General features: G+C 38.3%; 18 protein-coding genes. 8 read left to right on the plus strand and 10 right to left on the minus strand.

The genetic code is table 11. The annotated features are described in order from the left end of the window. Positions 1–8: 8 nt before the first annotated feature. Genes CYP43_RS03730 through CYP43_RS03740 form a run of 3 tightly spaced genes read right to left on the minus strand, consistent with a single transcriptional unit; the run spans position 9 to position 2,848 of the window. On the minus strand, positions 9–782 hold the full coding sequence (locus CYP43_RS03730) for an ABC transporter ATP-binding protein (RefSeq protein WP_103582542.1): 774 nt from the start codon (positions 780–782) through the stop codon (positions 9–11). Then, positions 782–1,789, minus strand: a complete 1,008-nt coding sequence (locus CYP43_RS03735) for a FecCD family ABC transporter permease (protein WP_103582543.1) — start codon at positions 1,787–1,789, stop codon at positions 782–784. Before CYP43_RS03735 ends, CYP43_RS03730 begins: the two co-directional genes overlap by 1 nt. Positions 1,790–1,792: 3 nt before the next feature. Continuing rightward, positions 1,793–2,848 (minus strand): ABC transporter substrate-binding protein, encoded by a 1,056-nt coding sequence (locus tag CYP43_RS03740; RefSeq protein WP_103582544.1) that lies wholly within the window; start codon positions 2,846–2,848, stop codon positions 1,793–1,795. A 217-nt stretch (positions 2,849–3,065) separates the two neighbouring features. Between CYP43_RS03740 and CYP43_RS03745 the strand changes: the two genes are divergently transcribed. After that, entirely contained in the window at positions 3,066–5,297 is a 2,232-nt protein-coding gene (locus tag CYP43_RS03745) for a nitric-oxide reductase large subunit (protein ID WP_021090748.1), read from the plus strand. A 71-nt stretch (positions 5,298–5,368) separates the two neighbouring features. Next, the gene (locus CYP43_RS03750) at positions 5,369–5,911 is read left to right on the plus strand and encodes a DUF1523 family protein (RefSeq protein ID WP_021090645.1); all 543 of its coding nucleotides are present in this window, start codon (positions 5,369–5,371) and stop codon (positions 5,909–5,911) included. Positions 5,912–6,376: 465 nt separating this feature from the next. Here CYP43_RS03750 and hpf read toward each other — a convergent pair whose 3' ends face one another. The 6 genes from hpf to fliW form a co-directional block, all read right to left on the minus strand. Further along, complete coding sequence (gene hpf, locus CYP43_RS03755) at positions 6,377–6,904, minus strand: ribosome hibernation-promoting factor, HPF/YfiA family (RefSeq protein ID WP_103582545.1); 528 nt, start codon at positions 6,902–6,904, stop codon at positions 6,377–6,379. An 80-nt stretch (positions 6,905–6,984) separates the two neighbouring features. Further along, on the minus strand, positions 6,985–7,407 hold the full coding sequence (locus CYP43_RS03760) for a hypothetical protein (RefSeq protein WP_087579819.1): 423 nt from the start codon (positions 7,405–7,407) through the stop codon (positions 6,985–6,987). Continuing rightward, entirely contained in the window at positions 7,407–8,423 is a 1,017-nt protein-coding gene (locus CYP43_RS03765; RefSeq protein ID WP_258032155.1) for a type II secretion system protein, read from the minus strand. Before CYP43_RS03765 ends, CYP43_RS03760 begins: the two co-directional genes overlap by 1 nt. Then, positions 8,420–9,115 (minus strand): type II secretion system protein, encoded by a 696-nt coding sequence (locus CYP43_RS03770; RefSeq protein WP_021090495.1) that lies wholly within the window; start codon positions 9,113–9,115, stop codon positions 8,420–8,422. The genes CYP43_RS03765 and CYP43_RS03770 overlap by 4 nt, the downstream gene beginning before the upstream one ends. Continuing rightward, positions 9,109–13,326, minus strand: coding sequence for a hypothetical protein (locus CYP43_RS03775; protein WP_103582547.1), 4,218 nt, complete (start codon positions 13,324–13,326; stop codon positions 9,109–9,111). Before CYP43_RS03775 ends, CYP43_RS03770 begins: the two co-directional genes overlap by 7 nt. A 60-nt stretch (positions 13,327–13,386) precedes the next feature. Next, positions 13,387–13,770 (minus strand): flagellar assembly protein FliW, encoded by a 384-nt coding sequence (fliW, locus tag CYP43_RS03780; protein WP_054196362.1) that lies wholly within the window; start codon positions 13,768–13,770, stop codon positions 13,387–13,389. Positions 13,771–13,882: 112 nt separating this feature from the next. Here fliW and CYP43_RS03785 point away from each other — a divergent pair, with 112 nt between their 5' ends. Further along, entirely contained in the window at positions 13,883–14,530 is a 648-nt protein-coding gene (locus CYP43_RS03785) for an outer membrane protein assembly factor BamD (RefSeq protein WP_103582548.1), read from the plus strand. Positions 14,531–14,538: 8 nt separating this feature from the next. Then, complete coding sequence (gene lon, locus CYP43_RS03790; protein WP_103582549.1) at positions 14,539–16,956, plus strand: endopeptidase La; 2,418 nt, start codon at positions 14,539–14,541, stop codon at positions 16,954–16,956. 286 nt (positions 16,957–17,242) lie between these two features. Here the strand turns inward: lon and CYP43_RS03795 are convergent, their stop codons facing one another. After that, on the minus strand, positions 17,243–17,701 hold the full coding sequence (locus CYP43_RS03795) for a methylated-DNA--[protein]-cysteine S-methyltransferase (protein WP_103582550.1): 459 nt from the start codon (positions 17,699–17,701) through the stop codon (positions 17,243–17,245). Between the two features lie 128 nt (positions 17,702–17,829). Between CYP43_RS03795 and CYP43_RS03800 the strand changes: the two genes are divergently transcribed. From CYP43_RS03800 to CYP43_RS03815, 4 genes are read left to right on the plus strand one after another with little or no spacing between them, the layout of a single operon-like run. Next, entirely contained in the window at positions 17,830–20,415 is a 2,586-nt protein-coding gene (locus CYP43_RS03800; protein ID WP_103582551.1) for a bifunctional aconitate hydratase 2/2-methylisocitrate dehydratase, read from the plus strand. Positions 20,416–20,451: 36 nt separating this feature from the next. Next, positions 20,452–21,663 (plus strand): ankyrin repeat domain-containing protein, encoded by a 1,212-nt coding sequence (locus CYP43_RS03805; protein WP_103582552.1) that lies wholly within the window; start codon positions 20,452–20,454, stop codon positions 21,661–21,663. A gap of 8 nt (positions 21,664–21,671) precedes the next feature. Beyond that, positions 21,672–22,418: an SDR family NAD(P)-dependent oxidoreductase gene (locus CYP43_RS03810; protein ID WP_103582553.1), complete on the plus strand. Its 747-nt coding sequence runs from the start codon at positions 21,672–21,674 to the stop codon at positions 22,416–22,418. A 9-nt stretch (positions 22,419–22,427) separates the two neighbouring features. After that, positions 22,428–24,122, plus strand: a complete 1,695-nt coding sequence (locus CYP43_RS03815) for a Na+/H+ antiporter NhaC family protein (RefSeq protein ID WP_103582554.1) — start codon at positions 22,428–22,430, stop codon at positions 24,120–24,122. Position 24,123: the final 1 nt, after the last annotated feature.

Consider the following 24,123-nt stretch of genomic DNA (forward strand, 5'->3'; position numbering starts at 1 on the left):
GTATAAATTTAAAGAGGATATGTTAAGCAGCACTCTCTTTTTACTTCGTCGATGTAGCTTACGTTTAAGCTTAGCCCATAAAGCTTGCTTAAATTTTCGCTTCTAATGATCTCATCAACCGTGCCAAATCCAACCTCGCCATCACCTTTTACAAGTGCGACATATCCGCCAAGAAGCACGGCGAAGTCAGGGTTGTGAGTAGTTAGCACGACCGAGTAGCCAAGCTTTTTTAGCCATTTGACGGTGCGTAGGAATTTATACTGGTTGCCAAAATCAAGCGCACTCGTTGGCTCGTCAAATATGATCATCTTTGGCTGGGCTGCCATCGCACGAGCGATCATACACATCTGTTTTTGACCGCCACTCATCTGCGTGATGAAGCGATCTTCAAGATACTCGATCTCAAGCTTTTTGGTGTAAATTCTAGCGATCTCCTCATCCTCTTTGCTAGGTCTTGCAAAGATACCAAGGTGTGCCGCGCGTCCCATAGTTATAAACTCAAGTCCGGTGTAGTCATACTCAGTAACCTCGCTTTGAGCCACGTATGCCATGATCTTAGCGCGCTCTTTGTTGCTTAGGCTATCTACGTTTTTGCCATCAAGAAAGATCTCTCCAGAAACTGGCTTTAGCGAGCCGCTTATTAAGCCTAAAGTTGTTGATTTGCCAGCTCCATTTCGACCAAGAATGGTTAAAATCTCACCTGCGCCTATCTTTAAATTTACATTTTCTAGTTTGCCAGCCCCATTTGGGTAGCTAAAGTTTAAATTTCTAACTTCAAGCATCATGCAACCTTTTTATTTCGCCATAAAACCCAGACGAAAAATACCGTGCCGATAAAGCCAGTAAGTACGCCAAGAGGCACTTCGCTCACGCTTATGCTGCGCGCTAGAGTATCGACAAATAGTAAAAATATCGCACCCATAAATATGCTTGCAGGCATGCTTTTTATGTTATTTGCGCCAACTAGCATGCGCGCTAAGTGAGGCATGAGAAGTCCCACCCAAGCGACTATGCCGCTTATGCAGACGCTGCACGCTGTAAGAAGCGTAGCGCAGATGATGATGACAGCGCGCTCAAATGAGACATTTACGCCAAGTCTTGCCGCACTCTCGTCACCAAGAGAGAGTAAATTTATACGCCAGCTCATGGCGATAAGCAAAATGGCGCAGATGATCATCACTGGGGCTATGTATTTTAAGTTGTCACTATCAAGCTTTGCAAGGCTACCAAGCTGCCAATAAACAATGTCAGGTAGCTTTGTCTCAGGGTCGGCGACATACTTTAAAAAGCCAATCACTGAGCCCATAAGGCCGCTCACGATGATACCAGAAAGAACTAGCATGAGCGTGCTCGTGCGTCCCATCATCTTTGGTATGGCTAGCGTGATAGCAACGGCTGCTAGGCCAAAGCCAAAGGCAAAAGCCTGCACCCAAAATAGCGATAGATCAAAGATGATAGCAGTGGCTGCTCCCACGCAAGCGCCCGCTGAAACGCCAAGAAGATCAGGGCTAACTAGCTGGTTTTTAAAGACGCCTTGATAGGCCGCACCACTCACGCTAAGAGCAGCTCCAACAAGGATGGCTGCGATGATGCGCGGGATGCGTAAATTTTCTATCACGTTTGTGATGTTGCTAGCTGCCCCTTCGCCATAGCCAAAGCTGTGAGCTAGCACGCTAAAGACGTCGTTAAAAGGTATGTAAAATCTACCAACGCCCAGTGCGACAAAGGCGCAAAGAAGCGTTAGTAGAGCCAAAAAGATAACAACGAGTGAAAAATTTGCGTTTTTCATATCTTACTTGCTGCTACCGTCTGGATTTAGACCTTTTAAGATATAGCCGTACTCTGTATCGCTAAGATCGTGATTTAAGAACTCTTTATAAAACTCTTTTGTTTTTACTTTCATATCGACATCTTTAAATAGATCTGGTTGGATAGTCTTTGCTGCCCATAAAATTTGAAGCACGTTTTCAGCGCCATATCTATCCCAGCTAAATACACCTTTTGGGTTGCCGTAAATTTTGCCGTTTTTAACAGCGTTTGAGCCAGAGAATGCAGGGTGCTCTTTTATCTTTTTGATCTGTGCGTCTGTGTCATTGCCGCCAACGATGATGATATCAGGATTTGCATTGATGATCTCTTCTGCGCTAACTTCGATCATTGAGCCCTCAGTTTGGATAGCATTTACACCGCCACCTAGCTTGATCCAAGTGTTTTGGATAGTGTTTGTACCATCAACTTTTAATAAATTCGCTCCGCCAAGCAAGTGAAGTACTTTTGGACGTTTAGTGTCAGGGATGTTTTTTGTTCTTGCTGTTACAAACTCAGAGTTATCATGGATTTTATTAGCAAGTTTTTCAGCTTTTTTTCTAGCGTCATCAGTGCCTATAACTTCTGCTGTTGTGTAGATGCTTTTCTCCATATCTGGATAGTCTCTAAAGATCAAATTTACAGCACTAAAGCCGTTTTTGATAAGTTCATCTTGGTAGTTTTTGTTAAAAACTATGATAACATCAGGTGCAAGCTTAACAAGCTCTTCGATCTGAAGGTCTTTGCCGTTTAGTGCAGCTGGCAAATTTTTAAGTTTTGGATAGACGTGCTCAAACCACTTGTTGGTTTTGATCAGATCAGTTGTGGCTACAACCTTATCCATACCGCCAAGTGCTAGGATGATCTCGTTGTTAGCATTCCATAATGCAGCGATCTTCTCAACTTTTTCTGGGATGCTTACTTTGACGCCTTTCATATCTGTGATGCTTCTAGCAGACTCAGCTGCGTTTAGGCTAAGAGCCATAAATAGTGAAGCAACAAGGCTAAATTTGGTTACTTTATGCATAAAATTTGTTTGCATATTTTTTCCTTTATTTTTGAAGTATAAACATGTATATTAATAATATTTATATTAATTCTATGTAAATTTTGCATATACATTATGAAGAATTTGCATATATTGTAAATTCTTATAAAACTAATAGGATAAATTCTCTCCTTTTGTTGACATATGTCATTATTTGCTTTTTTAAAATGAGATAAACTTCGCCTTAAAATTTTTAAAAAAAGGAGAATCAATGCGTGAATACAAAAAGTATTGGCTAGCACTTGTTGCAGTACTAGTAATTTGCTTTAGTATTTTAGGCTACTACGGCGTTGAGGTTTATAGAAGCTCGCCACCAGTTGTAAATTTTACAGATGAGAATGGCAATGTCGTGATCGACAAAGAGAGCATCTATAAAGGTCAAGAGGCCTGGCAAAGCATAGGAGGTATGCAAGTTGGCTCTGTTTGGGGACACGGTGCATATCAAGCACCTGATTGGAGTGCGGACTGGCTTCACAAAGAGTTAGTTATATTTTTAGAGTTAAAAGCAGATGAAATTTACCACTCAAAATATGCTGACTTAAATGATGAGCAAAAGGCAAATCTAAAAGTTCTACTTAAAAAAGAGTACCGAGAAAATGGCGTAAAAGACGATAAAATCGTACTTAGTAGCGATAGATTAAAGGCTATGAAACAAGTAAGCCAAGAGTATTCATCACTTTTTGGAAATGACCCTAAGTTTAAATCTTTAAGAGAAGCTTATGCGATGAAAGAAAATACTCTTCCAAATGCTTCTGATAGAGATGATCTTAATAACTTTTTCTTCTGGTCAGCCTGGGCAACCGCAGCAAACAGACCTAACAGCGATGCTACATATACAAACAACTGGCCACACGAGCCACTAATCGATAATGTACCAACAAGCGAAAATATTTTTTGGTCAATCGCAAGCGTTGTAATACTTATTGCTGGTATTGGATTTCTTGTTTGGTTTAGCTCTTTTTATGGCAAAAAAGATGATGAAAAATTGGAAGCTATTAGCGAAGATCCGCTTAGTAAATTAAGCCTAACTCCATCTCAAAAAGCTCTTAAAAAATATCTTTTTGTGACTTTGGCTCTTTTTGCATTCCAAATTTTAATAGGCGGCTTTACAGCTCATTATACAGTAGAAGGACAGGAATTTTACGGTATAAATTTATCAGCTTATATTCCTTATTCACTTGCTAGAACATGGCACATTCAGGCTAGTATCTTCTGGATTGCGACAGGATTTTTAGCAGGCGGTCTTTTCCTAGCGCCTATTATAAATGGCGGTAAAGATCCAAAATTCCAAAAGCTTGGCGTAGATTTATTATTTTACGCATTACTAATCCTTGTGGTTGGCAGTTTTGCTGGTGAGTATTTAGCGATCGCAAATATTATGCCTATAAATTTAAGCTTCTGGTTTGGACACCAAGGATACGAATATATCGAGCTTGGACGTGTTTGGCAAATTATTTTATTTGTTGGCCTTGTCATTTGGATGCTACTTTTACTTCGCGGATTTATCGGCGGATTTAAGAACAAAGGTGATAAAAATTTACTTGCTATCTTCGCAGCTTCAGCTGTTGCAGTTGGATTATTTTACGGAGCAGGATTATTTTACGGTCAAAGAAGCCCACTTCCAGTGATGGAATACTGGCGCTGGTGGGTTGTACACCTTTGGGTTGAAGGCTTTTTTGAGGTATTTGCTACCGCTTCACTTGCTTTTGTATTTGTTAGTCTTGGTCTTGTTTCAAAGAGATTTGCTACGTTTTCAACACTTGCGAGTGCATCACTTTTCTTAGTAGGCGGAATTCCAGGAACTTTCCACCACTTATATTTTGCGGGCACTACAACACCTATAATGGCAGTTGGCGCTAGTTTCTCAGCACTTGAGGTAGTTCCTCTTGTATTACTTGGCGCTGAAGCTTATGAGCACTACAGACTTCAGTTTGCTCAAACTTGGGCTAAGACATTAAAATGGCCACTTTACTGCTTTATCGCAGTTGCTTTCTGGAATATGCTAGGTGCTGGTGTATTTGGATTTTTAATAAATCCTCCGATCTCACTATTTTATATCCAAGGCCTAAATACGACTCCAGTTCACGGACATGCTGCGCTATTTGGTGTTTATGGATTTTTGGCACTTGGATTTGTTTGGCTAGTAGCTACTTATCTATTCAAAGGTCAAGAATTTGATGAAAAACTTATGAAAGTAGGTTTTTGGGGCTTAAATATAGGCCTTATGCTAATGATCGTGCTTTCACTACTTCCAATAGGAATTTATCAAGCATTTGCAAGCCTAGAGCATGGTATGTGGTATGCAAGAAGCGCTGAGCTTTTACAACAATCACACTTGCAAAATTTAAGATGGGTAAGAATGATTGGCGATACGATTTTAATAATCGGTGGAATCAGCTTCCTTGCACAACTTCTAAAATTTATGCTTAATAAAAAAGCTTAAAACTAAAGGGGTATTTTGCCCCTTTATTAAGCTATCTTTTCATAAAATAACGCAAATTTAAAAGGAAAGAAATGATTACATTTTTTAAAAGAATTTGCGTTATTTTTATCGTACTCTTACACTCTTTTTTAGCTCTTGTAGTTGATTATTCGTTTCCACACTATGCAAATGTGCAAATCACAGGTGGCGATGTCAAACGTATGGACAAAGATGGCATCATCGATGCTAAAAATCCGGCAGATGGCCCTACCAGAGATGTTTATTTTATCTACACTAAAGATTCTAATAATTCAAATAAAGTCATGGCTTATAGAAATGAAGATACTGCATGGGGATTTCCGTTTTATTTTAAATTTAACTCAGCTGATGTACAAGCCAAGGCCCAGGGCTTTGCAAATAGCGATAAAAACGTAACTGTAAAATATTATGGATATAGAATTTCTATGCTTCAAGAGTTTAGAAATGTCATCTCACTAAAAGAGAGCGGTACTGATACTAGTTGGCCGGTAGCTAGCTATGTATTTTACTTTATCTTGTTTATCTCGCTAATCATTTGGATAAGAAAGATAAATAAGGCCTTTAGACCAAAGACTAGTGAAAATTTAGAGAAATAGATAGTATTTGTTTTAGCTATTTGATATTTTAAAAATCAAAAAGAGAGCTTTGTCTCTCTTTTATCTCTAAAAATTTCTAGTGCTATCAAGTATTTTTAGCTCGTTTGCTCTGTTGTATTATTTGTCACATTCATCTACGTTTTTCCAGCTTGTAAAGTAAAATTCCACATCTTGATTTTTGCAATTATTTTTAAGAAAATCACCCGCTTTTTTATGGCATGTAATTCTTTGCCTTGCCATTCATCATTTGTGACCTAGCTTCGTTCGCCAAGATATTCTTAAAATGGCTTGCAGGGAAGCCTTCTTGTATCTAAATCTATCTTATGCAAGGATATCTCTATTCTATTTTTGAAACTTTAAAGCCATTTGCTAGCGTATCAGTTTTTGCAACAAGATTTTTTAGATTTTAGAAAGAAAATTTATAGTGGATTGGCATAAATTTTAGGGGCAAAGCGCCCCCTAGTTTTAGTATAGACCAAAAGTTCCGTCTGTTCTTTTGTAAATGACGCGCATTTTGGCATCAACGTCGTTAAATACGTAAAATTGTTTATCGCTTGATTTTAGTTTATCAAGTGCTTCTTCTATCTCAAGTGGTTTATAAATTTCAAGTTCCATAGGTACGATCTCCTCGACACCTTCGATCTTTTCTTCTCCTATTCTTGAGCGAAATTCTTTGTCGTCAGCCTTGCCTTTAACAGTAAATTTCTTATCATGCTCTCTTCTTAAAACTTTTGATGCTTTTTCGATAGCAAGATCGATCGCAGCGTAAAGATCTTTATCTTTTTGGCGAACGACTATCGTATCTTTGTGAGCCATATTTAGAGAAAATTCTGCATTAAAGCCTTTTTTTCCTTGTTTTTCATCGGCTGCTACAACACATCTTGCTGAGATAATGTCGAGATTGTATTTGCCAAGTGTATCAAAAGCGTCTTGGATATAGTTTTTGATTGGCTCTGTTAGCTCAAATTGTTTTCCTACAATGCTTATGTTCATCGTAATCTCCTTTATAGAAAGTAAGATGATTATAACACGCTAAAACTAAAAACAAATTAAACTAAAATCTTTATAAAATTTTAAAGTTTCTGAAGGGTTCGTTTGTGAAAATTTATAGGATTTGGCGTTTTTTTATCTTTTGATGTTACAAAAACATCAAAGATCATATTGCCAGTACTTGCGACTCCGTTTGTTCCTGGCATGATGGTCGGTGGAGTGCATATACCGATGTCGCCAAAGTAAGTTATTATTACTTTAAAGTCGAACATATCGTTAAATTCTCCATTTACTTTATCTAGGCATTTATTTGAGAAATCAGTTCTAAAAATTTCAAACATCGCATACTCTGCTGCTGCTTGAGCAACGAGTTGTGCTTGCTCTCTTAGATAAATTTCACTGCTTTGTCTAGCTGATGTGCTAGCTATCGAAAGAGCAAGAGTGCTGATAGAAGCTGCTACAACTAGAAAAAATATCGCTGCTATTAACGTAAATCCTTTTCTCATTAATAAACCGCCTTTGACTTGCAAATGGTTATTTCTGATTTTTCTGCTTTAAGGCAGAGCTTTAGCGCGATGACTCCATTTTTTTCTGTAAAGACAAATCTTGTTACATGTTTAGCTAGTGTCGCACTTTCGGCTTTGATAGCCTTTGTAGATGTTGAGCTAAATTTTTTAAAGCTTTCATTTAGCCATGGCCTATAGTTGTAGTAAATTTTAAGGTCAAAAGAGCCGTTTTGTACATCCTCGGTACTTTGCTCAGCTGGTGCTATGGCAATGGCTGTGTAAGCTAGCTTATACTGTTCTGAAATTTTTTTATTTTTAAAATCACTTGAAATCTTAAGCGTGTCGATTGATTGTATGCCAACTTTTGCGATATCTAAGTGTCTTTGGTCTAAATTTTCTTGATAGCCAAAGCTGCTACCAACTCTATAAAGTATGCTAGAAAATATCGCTACTAAACCACCATTTTCATTATCGGCGTTTATACACCTAGAGCCACTATTTACATCTTCTTCATTGCTATCATTTTCGCAGGTCAAGTCCATTACGCCGTTTCTAAAAGCGTCATTAAATTTGCTTCCAGGACTTTTTAATCCATTTGCAATAGAACTATTTGCAAGATCTACATATCCGCTATATATGCCTTCTTCGATGATAGGATCTCCGTTAGTATCATCTCCTTTATATTCGTTGATGCCATCAAATAGCTCATAAGCAGCTGGGATAAATTCTAAAATTTCAAAGTCACTACTTAAATTTACGCCACTATCATTTAGAGCTAGGTAATCTCCATTTTTTTTCCTAGCGATAACGCTTTGTTTGATTCTGTGGCTAAGTAGCATTGAAATTTGCTCTAGAGCGATTTCGCTTTGTGTTTCTAGTTCGTTTATTACTTTGCTTTGAAAATAGTTTTGATATAAATTCATAAGCGTGTTAAAGCTCATAAGTGAGATAACACCAAGTACGGTGATAACTATTATTAGCTCAATTAATGTAAAAGCTTTTTTTGTTTTTTTCATTTCCATTCTTTTACACTTAGAGTGCTACTTTCACCTATGTTAAAGGCATATCCATAAAGTACGCTTTTGCTCTCTTTTGTAGTTTTCATAGTCGTATCTAGCTTTATCTGTAAAACGTCACTATCGTTTAAAGGAGTGCTAACTACAAATTTATCAGCTCCATTTGTTATGGTTGGAGTCGTCTCTGTATCTATGATAAAGTCGCGTTTAGTAGTGCTAGCAGTTGGTGAGATGGATTTTTGGGTATTGAAATTTTTGATAGACTTTACTTTAAAATTTACGCTTTTGATTGATTCTGGAAGCTTTGAATCATTAGGCCTTGTGGCACATGCAGATGAATTTTGCACTGGATATGCAAGTATCCTATGTCCCTCTCCTTTTACTCCGCTTTTTTCATAAAAATCTGGATTTGCCCCTTGATCGCAGATAATAAGAGGAAAAATTATAGCCTCTTGAGTGGTTATAGATGATGGCATGGTATTTTTACCGGCTATTAAGACTTGATCGCTAAATGGTGCTTTTAATATTAATGACATATAAGTTTTAGCATTCATTAGTCCTTCTTGCATTAAGGACTGCTCGCTTAAATTTGAAGTAGTTCTTACCGCTAGTGGCAGGCTTGCACTTACTATGGCTACTACAAGCACTGACAAGATAAGCTCTATCAATGAAAAGCCACCTCTTTTTACCACTCTATTCTCCTGTTTGTCTTGTCGCTTATATCTAGGTTACTATCACTATTAGATTTTACTCCTATAAAACCTCCAACTGCACCGCTTGTCTTATCCTCTATATTATTGCTCTTTAGGACTTTACCAGCCCATTCGCCATTTGGTACTAGAAAATTTAGATTGAAATTATTTGTTTCAGGTTTCTCATCAAATTCACTATAAAGAAGCCAGCTAGGTGCTCTCATTTTAGCCACATCAGTAACTGCCGACGGGTTTCTTATAAAAATTATTTGCTCGCCATTGCTTATACTGCTTACATCATTTCTTAAAACAGTGCCGCTGTAAGTGTTTGTAAAGCTAAAGTCATGATAGTTAAGTACTCCTGCGCTATGTTTTGGATTGGTGGCCCAAAATGGCGCAGCTGGAAAGTCTTGCCATAGTTTGCCATCATTTTTCATATAGATATTTTTATTGCATCCATCGCAGTAGGCACCATAATAAATTTTGGCATAAAAGCCACTATAAAGCCCTTCATAAAATGGTGCATAAACCCTACCAAAGTAAAATTTTGCTGTCGTTTCTGTTGCTGGTTTTTCATATTTTTTTACTGTATCGGTGCTATCTGACATGCCGCTAAAGCTAAAATCATTACTTGAAATAGTAAAAGGATTTTTGGCATGATTTACTTTTCTTTCAAAATTAAAATATACTTCACCTTTACCTACACCATTTACAAAAGTATTTTTCTCTACATAAAATGTTGATTTTGTAGCACTTGGATCTATTGCTTTTCTAGTATTTGAGCCAGGAATTTCAAAAAATAAAATTTCTTCATTTGCTTTTGCTAGTGTGCCGGCATTGCCATCGTTATCTGTAAAATTTAAAGGAACTCTATCTAGCTTTATGTCAAAGTTCATATTCTTTGCATAGCAATCTTCATTATAAAGTTTTGCAGGGTCATCGTTAAACAACCTAGCAGTTACTTCAAAGTCAAGCTTTGCTTTTTGTATGCCTTCATTATCAAGGTATGTTATATCGTTATCTTTTGTTATCTTTAACTTGCTTATTTGTATATCTTTTGGCCTAAACAAATAATCTCTATTACCTTCTAGCTTTATATTGCATCCGATCCTTCCTTCTTGAGCAGTGTCTTGTGATGGATCGTTGCTAATTGAGTTTTTTACACAATCATCAGCTCTTGATGGCGTATGTTGATCAGTTATTGTATAGTCTTTGTCTAATACATAAAAATATGTATCGCCTATATCTGAGTAAGAAAAGCCAACAGGTCCACTTGATGTGTGACGGAAAATTTTACCCAATGCTTTATTTGGATCGTTAAAATCTACGCTTAGTTTGTTCTCGCTCTCTATAATGCTAGGATCGCAAGTCGCACTATATGCTGGTACAAGTTTTATCTCTCCATTTGAGCCACTTATGTTATTTATATAACCATTTGCTAAGCCACTATCAAGAGGTTTCATAGCCGCAAGAGCAATGTTGTTATAAGCTTTGCCGCCTATTAAAACATTGTTGTTATTGATCGTATTCTTGTCAGTATCCCATAGCCTAAAGTGACTTGGTCTTATAGCAAAATCATCTAATTTTTCGCATTCAACCTTTGTAGTATTTGTCACTGGATCAAGATGAGAAATTCTAAATTTTACGCTTTTATAGGCTCTGTCAATACTAATGCCTGATAACAAAATATCAGTTACGCCATTAAATGTTATATCTTGTTCATATAAATTTGTTGGAGCACTGCAAGACTCGACCAACTCTACTTTTACATCTACTGGGGCATCTGGTACTTTTTTATTGCCATCTGTATCATAGTTTGTGATATAGACATTAAATGGCGTAGAAACGATTTTTGTTAGAAGCCTATTTTTAAATTTAGTTTTAAAAGTTGCCGAGCCATCGTCTTGTCTATTGCTTGCGACGAAATTATTTGGACTGGCACTAACACCTAAAGTAATGTTGTAATTTTGATTGCTACATCTTCTTATGTATGTGTCATAGGGCTGTAAATTTATATCAGCATTTGCAACCGTGGCTTTGTAACTATTTGGCTCAAATTTAGACTTAAGGGTGGTTTCATATATGGCATAAGCGTAGTTGCCTTGATGAATTAGCATTTCTCCACCCTTATTTGCAGCCGCACCTTGTCCTAAATAAAAAGTTAAGTCATTTCCACTTAATTGCTGCAAGCCTGTGTTGTCGTTATAGTGTACCTGTCCTGACATAGTAAGTAGATCACTAGGTCCTTGCGATGCTTTATCTGCGTAAATGTAAGTTGAGTTTGGATTATAAATTTGGCTTGGATCTATTGTAGCTTTTAGTGCAAAGTCTTGGGCAGCTTCATTAGTATTGTTTGTAACTTCAACGAAAGTTTTTAAAATAGTATTTGCTGGCACTACTGTTGGAGTATTTTCTTGCACCTTTGTAAAAGTACTATCGCTAGGTTTTTTTGCATAAATATATTCCATATAACAAACATCTGGCTTATATATACGAGTAGAAAAGCCAACTAGAGCTAAATTTATACGGTCAGCACTTACAACATTAGCACTACCTGAATTTTTAATTGTTGTAACTGTAAATTTTATATCTGCTTCTTTTTGGGAATGTGACATTTTGTCCGATATATCAAATATATCTAAGTCTGCTTGAGAATGAAATTTTTTGCCTGGATTTATAGGTTGTCCAAATTTTGTCATGGTTGAGTTAAATTGATCACCTTTTGCATTGTATTTGCTGGTTATACCCAGATAGCTACCTTCGTTTTCTATTTCAATATTCTCACCTTTTGTTTCTGGCTTTCCGCCAAAAGAAAACATTGTAAGCGTAGCATTTATATCGCCTGCTTTTGGTGTATAGATATTTTCAAATTTTACATCTACGGTTGAGCTTTTTACAGTACCAAATGGATCGCTTGACTTCATCCAGTCTGCTGCAAGTCTTTCTAATCCATCAAATATACTAACAAGCTTTGGCTCTATATTGTTTGCTGCAGCGGTTTTATCATCAAAGTCATAAATGATGACTAAACTCCAAGCCGCAAATTGTGGTGCAATGGATTGTATCCAGTAGCCATTTTGTCCTTGAACTGGTGAGAATAGTAGCGTGCCGTATGTTTTTTTTAGTTTTCTATTAGTGGAATTGTTTACCTTATATATGCCATCATTTGGGTCTATAAATTCATCACCAAAGGGAATCGTAGTGGATCTGATATTACCAGCATAAAATGTCCTATCTGACTCACTAGTACCAAGAGAGTCTCTAACTATATCCGTTACATCAGCACTTGCTACATATTGGTAGTTTATTCCAGCTTTTACATAGTAGCTATTGGACTCGTTTTGATTATATGATTCAAGAGTCATTGATTTTGGTTTATACTCACTAAATGAGCCAAACCAAAAAACATCTTTTGGATCAGCATCTATTGTGATTACATTTTTTCCAGGAGCTTTAAAATCAATCCTGCTATATCCTTTTATGTAATTTAAGGCACTTACATATAAATTTGACCCAAGATTTTTTATGGCCCAGTTTTGATAAAGAGAGCCACCCCAATAAAGCCTGGCATAGACTACGTTTTTACCTTTTAAATTATTTTGTATAAAGGTATTTTTCTCACTAAAATCAAATGTGGAAGAGGATGAATTTTTACAATAAGGATGCTTGCTAGGATTATAAATATATGTTGTTTGACAAAGTGTGTAATTGCTAGGCGAAAAATTACCAGTATCTAAAAATATTCTATCGGCTGTAGATGATGTTCTTGTTACGTTAGATGGATCTGGAACAAAATTATATCCAGCGTATTGTGGAATCATAATAGTAGCACCAATGGTAGCTATATCTCCATTTACTCTGGTATTTAGATTTCCATTTATTGATCTTTGTCTTAAGCCTTTAGAGTGATCATCCCACATACCTATTAATGATCGTTGATTCCATGGAGAAAATTGCTCAACGTAAATATGATAGTGATCTTGTGCTAAGCCTGAAGAAAAGCTATTGGTATCTATCGTCCAGGTTCTATCAGATTTTCTTATGCAATGTGGGATATTTTTAGAAGAGTTGTCTTGGTACTCTTCAGCGTCTATAAAGCAAGAATAGTTTGCTCCACTACAACCAATAGATGCTGCTTCTGCTGTCGTACAAGCTCTGGGTGCACAAAAACCAAACGTGACAATAAAACAGAGTAAGTATGCTATCTTCACAACAAATCCTCTAAATAACAATAAAAAATCTCTCCTTAGATTTTTAAAAGCTTTTAGCTACTATTTTTGTATAAAATTTTCTATCATTTCAGCTTGCCCGTACTGAGGATATTTGGCAATGTCTAAAACGACTTGGGATAAGGTCATATTGTCCATATTGCAAACGATAGGAGCTATAAAATTTACAGTTGATTTTTCAAGCGGGAGTGCAACAACGATAATGTTATAAATTCTAAGTTGAGAGCTTTCTTTAATCTCCATAAGATCTTCATAATAGCTTGGAATGTCGAATTCGTAGCTTCTTAATGCAAAAGGATTTATCATTGTAAAAGATGTCTCATCATCTTTGCTTGCTAGCTTAACAAAAAATTTATCAAGTTCAATTAACTCCATCGTTTTGATATGCTCAAAGCCTAAAATAGGGCTTTTAACACTAAAAATCATACTAACTCCTATTTTGTAAAGTTGCCGTATTTTATCATAGTTTTAAAAAATTTATACAAAAATAATAGCAAAAAATGTAGAATACGAGGATTTAAACTTTTTAAGGAAAAGCATGAAAAGATTTTCTAAATTTCTAGCAGTTGTAGCTCTTTTGGGGCTTTTTAGTGGTTGTGCTGAAAAATATACCGAGCTTTACAATCTAACTCCAGATGAGTGGTATGCTCAGGTTATCGCTGATATAAAAGATGGTGATCTTGAAGCGGCTGATAAACACTATGTTTCAATGGCAAGCGAACACGTAGCAAGCCCGCTTTTGGAGCAAATTTTACTCATCCTTGCCCAAGCTCACGCAAATGATGAAGAGTATCTAATGGCAAATCACTATCTTGACGAGTACATTAAAAGATACGGCGATAACGGCCCAAAAACAGAGTTTGCTCAGTATCTAAAGATAAAAGCAAATTTTGACTCATTTACTCAGCCAAACCGCAACCAAAAGCTTATGGAAGATAGCGTAACAGAGATCGAGAAATTTCTTTATATGTATCCAAATACTGAATATAAGCCACTTATTGAGACTATGCTTATTAAATTCAAACTCGCGCTTTACTTCCTAGATATGCAAATAGCTGATCTTTACAATAGGACTGGTCGTGACGTTTCGGCTAAAATTTACAAGCAAAAGCTTGAAGAGTCGCCGTTTAAAAACTCAGATCTTATCAAACCTGACGTAGCATGGTATAGAAAACTGTTTGAATAGGAGAAATTTTGCAAATAAACGAAAATAAAGGCTTCCCAACTGAAATTCCCATCATCGTTGAGGACGAGCTATTTTTATATCCATTTATGATAACTCCGCTTTTTTTAAGCGACGATGAAAATTTAAAGGCACTTGAACTCGCCATACAAGAAGAGACTCCGATCCTTGTAGTGCCTACAAAGCCTCAGCAAGACGGCGCTAGAGACTTTGACGGCATATATGACGCAGGCGTTATCGGCACGATAATGCGCCGTGTGCCACTACCTGACGGACGCGTAAAAGTGCTATTTCAGGGCATCGACAAGGGCAGAATTTTAAAACAATCAGGTATAAATCCGCTCCGCGGCATCGTCGATATGCTTCACGTCAAGCGCCCATCACAGGTCAAAACTGACGCTCTCATAGTTGTTTTAAGAGAAAAAGTAAGAGAGCTTTCGCAGTTTAGCCACTTTTTTCCACCAGATCTTTTAAAAACTATCGAAGAGAGTGCTGAAGCGATCAGGGTTTGTGATCTAGTTTCAAGTGCGCTTCGTCTAAAAAAACAGATCGCCTATAGCTTTTTTGTAGAGGAAAATTTAGAGCAACGCCTACTAAAGCTCATCGACTATGTTATAGAAGAGATCGAGGCAAATAAGCTTCAAAAAGAGATAAAAAATAAAGTCCATTCAAAGATCGACAAGACAAATAAAGAGTACTTTTTAAAAGAGCAGCTAAAGCAAATTCAAGCAGAGCTAGGAGCGGATACTAGCCGTGAAGAGGAGCTTGAAGAGTACCGCAAAAAGCTTGACGCGAAGAAGAAATTTATGGCTGAGGACGCCTACAAAGAGATTAAAAAACAAATAGATAAGCTTAGTCGTATGCACCCAGACTCAGCTGACGCAAATACCTTACAAAGCTATCTTGATTGGGTGTTAGAAATTCCATTTGAAAATATAGCTAAGAAAAAGTCCTCTATCGCGGAGGTGAGCAAGCATCTAAATGCCGATCACTACAGTCTTGAAAAGCCAAAAGAGCGCATAGAGGAGTATTTTGCCTTGCGTGAGCTTTTGGAGCTTAGAGGCGTTGGCGAAAAGGTAAATAATGGCGCTATTTTATGCTTTGCAGGTCCTCCAGGCGTGGGTAAAACCAGCCTTGCAAACTCGATCGCAAAGGCACTAAAGCGTGAGCTAGTTAGGATCGCTCTTGGTGGACTCGAGGATGTAAACGAGCTAAGAGGCCACCGCCGCACCTACATAGGCGCTATGCCAGGGCGTATCGTGCAAGGACTCATAGAAGCCAAGCAGATGAATCCAGTAGTTGTTTTAGATGAGATCGATAAGGTTGGTAGAAGCTATAGGGGCGATCCGACCGCTGTTTTACTTGAAATTTTAGATCCTGAGCAAAATAATAAATTTAGAGATTATTATCTAAATTTCAATATTGACCTTAGCAAGATTGTCTTTATAGCCACCGCAAATGATGTGAGTATGATCCCAGCCGCACTTCGAGATAGGATGGAGTTTATCGAGCTTAGCTCATATACCCCACAAGAGAAATTTGAGATCGCTAAGAAATATCTCTTGCCCCAGGAGCTTAAAAAGCACGGGCTAAAACCAAGCGATGTAAGTATCAGCAAAGAGGCGCTTGAGCTAATTATCAGCGACTATACAAGAGAGAGTGGCGTGAGAAATTTACGCCGCAAGATCGCTGATATATTAAGAAAGGTTGCTAAAAATATCCTCACCAAAAAGAATGAGGGCAAGATCAGTGTCACGGCTAAAAATTTAAAAGAATTTTTAGAGAAAAAGGTATATGAGATCGAGCCAGCGGATAAAAAAGATCAGATCGGCTTGGTAAATGGCCTTGCGTGGACTAGTGTCGGAGGCGACGTGCTAAGGATCGAGGCTATCAGGATCCAGGGTAAAGGCAGCATGCAAATCACCGGTCAGCTAGGTGATGTGATGAAAGAGAGCGCTCACATCGCATTTAGCGTCGTTAAAGTGCTGATAGATAACAAAAAGCTAAAAGTGCCGATGGCTATCGTACCAAAATTAGATGACGATAAGCGTAAGCTCGAAGCCAGCGATGTTTATAGGCGCTATGATCTTCACTTACATGTGCCAGAGGGTGCTGTGCCAAAAGACGGTCCAAGTGCTGGCATCACGATGGCAACCGCGATCGCATCTATACTAACCGACACAAAGGTAAAACACGATGTGGCTATGACTGGTGAGATCACGCTAAGTGGCAGAGTGTTGCCGATTGGTGGTCTAAAAGAGAAGCTCATCGCTGCTCACAAAGCTGGCATAAAAACAGCTCTGATACCTCGTAAAAACTACGATCGCGATCTTGTCGATATACCTGCCGAGGTAAAAGGCGACATGAAGATCATTGCCGTAGATACGATAGAAGATGTCTTAAAAAACGCTCTTGTAACTAAAAAATAATCCTTATTCTAGCCCCATTTTGTCTCACTCGGGGCTAGGAAAATTTTTACATTTATATATGTATATACCAAAAAGCAAAATTTAAGTTTGTTTACTTGTTTTTGAGGTAAAAAATTAAATTTCTAAAAATCATTATTTCGCAAATTTTAAAATATTACTTACATACCTTAGTAGGCTACCAAATTTAGATCTCGTAGCCACTTGCCACTAAGTTTAGAGTCATGATATGCTCGCTCTAATTTTAAAATTCGATGAGACTTTTTAAAGATCAAATTTAAATTTATAGCTATTTATGCCTTGCTTCGTGTTCTAGTAGCCAAATTTTAGTTGGCAAGCCATCTCCACCAGAGTAGCCACCAAGTCCGCTACTAGCTAGCACTCTGTGGCAAGGTATAATGATAGGCACTGGATTTTTAGCATTGGCTGATCCTACTGCTCGGTAGGCATTTTTGTGACCTACAGCAAGTGCTAGGGCCGCGTATGTGGTCGTTTCTCCGTATGGTACTTTTTGTAAGGCCTCGTAAATTTTTGCTCTAAAATTAGTTGTTTTTATATCAAGCTTTATGTTAAATTTTTTAAGCTCACCCTTAAAATAAGCCTCTAGCTCATCAAGGCAAAGCCTTAAATTTTCATTTTTTACCGCTATTTTTTCAAATTTATCTACAAAATTTATCTCACAAATTCCATTTTTACTGGCAACAATCTCTAAAATTCCAATGGGAGATTTTAGGTAAGCTTTTGACACATTTGCTCCTTGAAATTTGAAAATTTGGGCAAATTTTACTTTAGTTTGTTTTGCTTTTTGATAAAATGCAAGCAAAACTAGCGATTTTTAGGCTAAAAATAACGAGCAAAAAACCACAAAGGAATTTTATGAGCTTTTTTACCGACTACGAAAAACACGTGAGCGAGCGAGAAAAAGAGGGCGTGCCACCGCTTGCGCTAAATGCCAAGCAAACAAGTGAAGTTTGCGAGCTAATAAAGCTTGCCAACAAGTCTAGTGGTGACGAAAAGGCGCAAAGCGAGCTAAAATTTCTTATAAGTTTGCTTGAAACTCGTATCAACCCCGGCGTTGATGACGCTGCAAAGATAAAGGCAAACTTTCTTGGCGAAGTGATAGATGGGCTTGCTGTTAGCGGTCTTGACGCTATGCGTGCCATTAAAATTTTAGGCAAGATGCTTGGCGGATATAACGTGGAAATTCTGGTGCGAGCTCTAAAAAATAGCGACGAAACTATCGCAAGCACTGCTGCAAATGAGCTAAAAAATATCATCCTGGTGCATGAGTATTTTGACGAGATAGTAAAACTAAGCAGCAACAATAAATTTGCAAAAGAGGTGCTTGTTTCTTGGGCAAATGCAGAGTGGTTTACGCATAAAAAGCCAATTGAAGCCTGTATAAATGCTGTCGTTTTTAAGGTACCAGGTGAGACAAACACAGATGATCTAAGTCCAGCGAGCGAGGCCTACACAAGGGCTGACATACCACTTCACGCAAAAGCAATGCTTGTAAAAAAGATGCCTGAGGGTCTAGAAATTTTAAAAGAGCTTAAAACTCGTGGTAAAAAAGTGGCGTATGTTGGCGACGTGGTTGGCACTGGCAGCAGTAGAAAGAGCGGTATAAACTCAATTCAGTGGCATTTGGGCGATGAGATAGAGGGTGTGCCAAACAAAAAAACGGGCGGCATCGTGATCGGCACGACCATAGCTCCGATATTTTTTAACACCGCGGAAGACAGCGGTGCAATGCCAATAGTAGCAAATGTAAATGAGCTTGAGATGGGCGATGAGATAGAAATTTATCCATTTAAAGGCGAAATTTATAAGCTTATTGGCGGCGAGAAAAAGCTCGTGACAAATTTCAAGCTAAGCCCAAACACACTAAGCGATGAGATAAGAGCGGGTGGCAGGATACCGCTTATGATAGGACGCCAAGTGACCAAGAAGGCCAGAGAGGCTCTAGGGCTTGGCGAGGAGCAAATTTTTATAAAGCCGGATCAGCCAAAAGAGCAGAGCGGTGGCTACACGCTGGCTCAGAAGATGGTTGGCAAGGCTTGCGGTGTAGCTGGCGTTAGGGCTGGAGCTTACGTGGAGCCAGAAATTTTAACTGTTGGCTCGCAAGATACGACTGGGCCGATGACTAGAGATGAGATCAAAGAGCTTGCCAGCCTTAGTTTTGGGGCGGATTTTGTTCTGCAGAGCTTTTGCCACACGGCCGCTTATCCAAAGCCAAGTGATCTTGTGATGCATGAGAGCTTGCCAAAATTTATAAATTTACGTGGCGGTGTGAGTCTAAAACCGGGCGATGGCGTCATCCACTCGTGGCTAAATCGCATGGTACTGCCTGATACGGTTGGCACTGGCGGCGATAGCCACACGAGATTTCCTATTGGTATCAGCTTTCCAGCGGGCAGCGGCCTAGTGGCGTTTGCAGCGGTGCTTGGCATGATGCCGCTAAATATGCCAGAGTCAGTTTTGATCAAATTTAAAGGCGAGCTAAAAGAGGGCGTGACACTTCGCGATCTTGTCAATGCGATACCTTATTTTGCGATTAAAAAAGGGCTTTTAAGCGTTGAAAAGAAAGATAAAAAGAATATTTTTGCAGGTAAAAATTTAGAGATAGAAGGGCTTGAGAACTTAAAAGTAGAGCAGGCATTTGAACTAAGTGACGCTTCGGCTGAACGCTCGGCGGCTGCTTGCGTGGTAAATTTAAGCGTTGATAGCGTTGTGGAGTACGTTCGCTCAAACGTTGCGCTAATTGACGCGATGATAAAAGCTGGTTACGAGAGCCGTGAGACCCTGCTTAGACGAAAAGAAAAAATGCAAAAATGGATTGAAAATCCAACTCTTTTAAGAGCTGATAAAGATGCAAAATACGCTGAAATTTTGGAGATTGATTTATCGCAGATAGATGAGCCGATTTTGGCGTGTCCAAATGACCCAGACGATGTGGCAACGCTAAGTGAAATTTTAGCTGATAACAAAAGAGTGCATAAAATTGATGAAGTTTTTGTGGGAAGCTGTATGACAAATATCGGCCATTATAGAGCACTTGCTAGAATTTTGGAGCATGAGAGCAAGCTTACAACTAGGCTTTGGATAGCACCGCCGACAAAGATGGATAAAAGCACACTTGAAAATGAGGGTGTTTATGAAATTTTTAAAAGATTAAATGCAAGGACAGAGGTACCAGGCTGTTCGCTTTGTATGGGCAATCAAGCAAGAGTTAATGACAATGCCGTTGTCTTTTCTACCTCAACCAGAAATTTTGATAACAGAATGGGCATGGGCGCGAAGGTCTATCTAGGAAGTGCCGAGCTAGCCGCCGTCTGTGCGCTACTCGGGCGCTTACCAAGTGTAGATGAATATAAAAAGATAGTAAAAGATAGTCTTAGCTTAAATAAAGATGAAATTTATAAATATCTAAATTTTAATGAAATAAGCGAGTTTAGTATATAAATTTGTTACAATATCGCGAAAATTTAAGGAGCTTTGATGAAAAAAGTAGTTTTTTTTCTCTTTTTTAGCGTTTGTTCTTTGATAAATTTACACGCTTTAGAGTGCAGTGATCTTGCCAAAAAAGAGAGCTTTAAAACTACTCCAAACGATCTTGCTTACACGGATGAGGGGCTATTTTACTGTGATGGCTCACTTTTAAACTTAAAAGAGGTGAAAGAGCTTTTTGAGGCGAGTGTGGCTGTGAGAAGTGAGTCTCAAAGTTGCGTTGGTGATAGAGTTTATAAAGAAAATTTAAACAAGCTTAGATGGCTTTTGCTAAAAGCGTCATTCGCACCTGAGCTTTATCAAAAAGAGCTTGCAAAGCCAGAGATTGCAGAGGGTGAAAAAGACGCTAGAATGGAGTATCTTAGATACTGGGCAAACGAGAGCTTGTTTAATTTTTTAAAATATAAAAAATTTTTAGAAGCTTACAAAAACGCTCAAACTCCGCTTGTAAAATTTTATGAAAGCCTGGGACTTGATACGCCAGGTGCTGCTTACTACGCAACTAGCGTGGTAAATGAGTTTTTGACTTTTGGCGTTGGTAAAAATGTAAATAAAGCTAAAATTTTAACACCTGAGCAAAACATGATGGCACAAAGGATAAATTCTGATGAGCTGGCAAATTTGCTCTACTCGAAAAATTTTAGTACTGCTGAGCTTACAAATTTGCTTAATATCGCACTTTTAAACGAAAAAAGTAGCGACATGATAAAAGAGATCATAAGGCGTGGGGCCGATGTGAATTTGGGTGATGAGACACCGTTATTTTTTGCTTTAAAAAATATAGAAAATGTAAAAATTTTACTTGCAAATAAAGCCGATGTAAATCACAAAAATTTCTTTGGAAAAAGTGTACTTTTTTATGCTGTGCAGTTTAGCGATAAGCCACTTTGTGAGCTTTTGCTAAAAAATGGTGCCAATGCCAACGATAGCTACATAGATGAAAATGCCAAGATGAATATGATAAATTTGGGTATGACGCAGGTTGAAGATACATGCGGTCTAGAGCATACAAATAGAAGCGTTTTTATGCATGCAGCAGCTCACGCAACGCCAGAAATTTTAAAACTTTTAATAGATAATGGCGCTGATATCAATGCCACTGATGACGCTGGGTTTAATGCGCTTGACTATGCCATGAAAGAACAAAACGAAAATACGATCAAATTTTTAGAAAATTTGGGTTTAAAACCAAATTTCAATTAGGAAAAATCATGAAAAAGACAGCTTTTGTAACTGGTGCAACATCTGGATTTGGCGAGGCGATCGCCAGAAGACTCTCAAAAGAGGGCTACAAGATAGTCGCTCTTGCAAGGCGAGAAGATAGGCTAAAGAAGCTTGCAACAGAGCTTGGCGATACGCATATTATCGTAGCTGACATACGCGACAAAGAGGCTGTTTTTAAGGCGGTAGAGAGCCTACCTGATAAATTTAAGGATATCGAAGTGCTTGTAAATAACGCTGGTATGGCACTTGGGCTTGAAAAGACGATAGATGCGAAGGTGGAGGACTTTGAGGCGATGATAGACACTAACGTCAAGGGTCTTATCTACTCGACGAAGGCGGTTTTGCCACTACTTTATAAGCAAGAAAAGGGCTATATCTTTAATATTGGTTCGACAGCTGGCTCATGGCCATATCCTGGAAGCAACGTTTACGGCGCTACAAAGGCCTTTGTAAAGCAGTTTAGTTTAAATTTAAGAAACGATCTAGTCGGTACAAATATCAGGGTGACAAACATCGAGCCTGGGCTTTGTAAGACCGAATTTAGCGAGGTTAGATTTAGAGGAGATAAGGCAAAAGCGGATAGTCTTTATGAAAATACAAATTTCATCACATCTGAGGATATCGCGACGATTTTGGTAAATTGTCTAAATATGCCTGGAAGTGTCAATATAAACAGAGTCGAAGTCATGGCAAATACGCAGACTTGGGCTGGGCTTGCGATAGAAAAATTTTAAGGAGTTCTTGTGAGACAAATTTTATTATTACTTTTTTTTAGCGTTGCGCTTTTTGGTGTCGATCCAGAAGTGGCAAAGAGAAACGCTGAAATTTATGGCGTATTTACGCTTATACCACCTGTTGTGGCAATAGCACTTGCTTTTATCACAAAAGACGTTATATTGTCGTTATTTATAGGTGTTTTTAGCGGAACATTTCTCATAAATATCATCAATGAAAACATCTTTATGGGTATCGTAAAAGGCTTTACCGGCATCGTTTCAAGGGTCGTTGAATCAATGGCTGATAAGACTGATTCAGGTATTTTGCTTCAAGTGCTTTGTATCGGCGGTGTGGTCGCACTCATCACAAAGATGGGTGGCACAAAGGCGGTTGCTCTTTGGCTTAGCAAAAAGGCAAAAAGCGGTATTTCAGCTCAAATTTCAACGTGGCTCATGGGAATTTTTGTATTTTTCGATGACTACGCAAATGCCCTAATAGTAGGTCCAATTATGAGACCAATAAGCGATAAATTTAAAATAAGCCGCGAAAAGCTAGCTTTTATTATAGATGCTACTGCAGCACCGATCGCTGGTATTGCTATCATCTCGACATGGGTTGGTCTTGAGGTTTCACTCATCGAAAAGGGCTATGAGCTAGTTGGAGAGACTGGCATTAATGCTTATTCTATATTTATCGAGACAATTCCATATAGATTTTATAACCTTTTTATACTGTTTTTTATAGTTTGTACCGCCTTGATGCAACGTGAATACGGCCCAATGCTATTAGCTGAAAGACGTGCCAGAAAAGGTGAACTTCACTCAGGCAAAACTCAAATCCAAGATCTTGAAGATAAAACACTTGAGCCAAAAGAGGGTGTAAAACTAAGTGCTGCAAATGCTGTTGTGCCACTTCTTGTGCTGGTCATTGGCGCATTTACTAGTTTTTATTTTAGCGGCCTTGCTGCACTTGAGGGTGATGCTCTTAAAAATGCACTTGCTAATCCGCTTTCATTTTCTACTTTTAAAGATACTTTTGGCGCAGCAGACTCAGCTACATCGCTATTTCAAGCAGCACTACTTGCTAGTATCGTAGCTATCACAATGGGCGTTTGGCGTAAAATTTTTGACGTAAAAGAGGCTATCAGTACATGGGTAAAGGGCTGGAAGACTATGATAATTACGGTTGTCATTTTACTTCTTGCATGGAGCCTTAGTGCTGTTATCAAAGAGCTTGGCACATCAAGATATCTGGTTGATCTATTAAGCTCTTCAACACCTAAATTTATATTGCCAGTTGCTGTTTTTATCCTTGGTTCGTTTATTAGCTTCTCGACTGGAACGAGCTATGGCACGATGGGAATTTTAATGCCTCTAGCTATCCCGTTAGCTTATGCGGTCGGCAAAAACTACGGACTAGAGGGTGATGCGATGCATGCATATATGATCGTAAATATCTCAGGCGTACTTACAGGTGCGATCTTTGGCGATCACTGCTCACCGATCTCGGATACTACGATACTTTCATCAATGGGTGCAGGATGTAATCATATCGATCACGTATCGACTCAAATGGTCTATGCGCTTAGCGTTTGTGTGGTTTGTGTGCTAGTTGGCTACTTGCCAGTTGCACTTGGTCTTAGCGTTTGGATCGCACTTCCTTGCGGATTTTTAGCGATTTGGGCACTAGTTAGATTTGTTGGAAAGAAAGTAGAAGCATAAA

The sequence above is a fragment of the Campylobacter concisus genome, from assembly GCF_002913045.1.
In the GTDB taxonomy this organism is placed as follows: Bacteria; Campylobacterota; Campylobacteria; order Campylobacterales; family Campylobacteraceae; genus Campylobacter_A; species Campylobacter_A concisus_AP.

Coding starts and splice junctions, on each gene's coding strand:
- CYP43_RS03745 (WP_021090748.1), top strand. CDS start 3,066: ATGCGTGAATACAAAAAGTATTGGCTAGCACTTGTTGCAGTACTAGTA.
- CYP43_RS03740 (WP_103582544.1), bottom strand. CDS start 2,848: ATGCAAACAAATTTTATGCATAAAGTAACCAAATTTAGCCTTGTTGCT.
- CYP43_RS03735 (WP_103582543.1), bottom strand. CDS start 1,789: ATGAAAAACGCAAATTTTTCACTCGTTGTTATCTTTTTGGCTCTACTA.
- CYP43_RS03760 (WP_087579819.1), bottom strand. CDS start 7,407: ATGAGAAAAGGATTTACGTTAATAGCAGCGATATTTTTTCTAGTTGTA.
- hpf (WP_103582545.1), bottom strand. CDS start 6,904: ATGAACATAAGCATTGTAGGAAAACAATTTGAGCTAACAGAGCCAATC.
- fliW (WP_054196362.1), bottom strand. CDS start 13,770: ATGATTTTTAGTGTTAAAAGCCCTATTTTAGGCTTTGAGCATATCAAA.
- CYP43_RS03810 (WP_103582553.1), top strand. CDS start 21,672: ATGAAAAAGACAGCTTTTGTAACTGGTGCAACATCTGGATTTGGCGAG.
- CYP43_RS03730 (WP_103582542.1), bottom strand. CDS start 782: ATGCTTGAAGTTAGAAATTTAAACTTTAGCTACCCAAATGGGGCTGGC.
- CYP43_RS03765 (WP_258032155.1), bottom strand. CDS start 8,423: ATGAAAAAAACAAAAAAAGCTTTTACATTAATTGAGCTAATAATAGTT.
- CYP43_RS03785 (WP_103582548.1), top strand. CDS start 13,883: ATGAAAAGATTTTCTAAATTTCTAGCAGTTGTAGCTCTTTTGGGGCTT.
- CYP43_RS03750 (WP_021090645.1), top strand. CDS start 5,369: ATGATTACATTTTTTAAAAGAATTTGCGTTATTTTTATCGTACTCTTA.
- CYP43_RS03805 (WP_103582552.1), top strand. CDS start 20,452: ATGAAAAAAGTAGTTTTTTTTCTCTTTTTTAGCGTTTGTTCTTTGATA.
- CYP43_RS03800 (WP_103582551.1), top strand. CDS start 17,830: ATGAGCTTTTTTACCGACTACGAAAAACACGTGAGCGAGCGAGAAAAA.